At 51.7% G+C, this 534-nt stretch carries 1 protein-coding gene and 1 pseudogene; both read left to right on the forward strand.

The window, feature by feature from the left end:
* Positions 1–32 precede the first annotated feature (32 nt).
* On the forward strand, positions 33–446 hold the full coding sequence (locus DWV53_RS15275; RefSeq protein WP_117988912.1) for a plasmid mobilization protein: 414 nt from the start codon (positions 33–35) through the stop codon (positions 444–446).
* Positions 443–534: pseudogene (locus tag DWV53_RS16290) on the forward strand (relaxase/mobilization nuclease domain-containing protein); the annotation flags it as partial. The gene DWV53_RS15275 and the pseudogene DWV53_RS16290, both read left to right, overlap by 4 nt.

A 534-nucleotide genomic window follows, 5' to 3' on the forward strand; every position in this document is an offset into this window, starting at 1 on the left:
AGTGAGTGTACCAACTGTAAACAGTATATCGAATGACAAACGTACAGGAACAGAATAGGAGAAAGGGCGGAAGACCGCCCACGGGCAGGGTTCGCAAGCTCTCGAAGTCTGTCACGGTGAAGTTCTCAAAGCCAAGCTACGAGGCTTTGAGACTGAGGGCGAGAAAAGCCAACTGCAAGTTGGCGGAGTACATCCGTGAGTCCGCCTTGAACGGCGAGGTGGTCAGCGGACACAACGCAGAGACGGTAGCCATCGCCAAGCACCTCATTGGCATGGCGAACAACCTCAACCAACTTACCAAGCTGTCGCATCAGAGAGGGTTCCAGGAAACCCATGTGTATGTGGTGGACTTGTTGAGAAGATTGAAAGCAATCCTTGGCGAGTATCGCCAAGCAAGTTATAAACCGAAGCCAAGCAGTATGGGCAGAAAGGAGGATACCACATGATAGGCAAGCTAAAGAAGGGCAGCTCATTTGGTGGTTGCATCCGCTATGTTACAGGCAAGGACGAGGCGAAAATCATCGCCTCAGATGG

The organism is Segatella copri (assembly GCF_003465495.1).
Classification (GTDB): domain Bacteria; phylum Bacteroidota; class Bacteroidia; order Bacteroidales; family Bacteroidaceae; genus Prevotella; species Prevotella copri_G.

What these genes read in the sequence shown, in the direction of transcription:
- DWV53_RS15275 (WP_117988912.1), top strand. Translation starts at nt 33, where the DNA reads ATGACAAACGTACAGGAACAGAATAGGAGAAAGGGCGGAAGACCGCCC.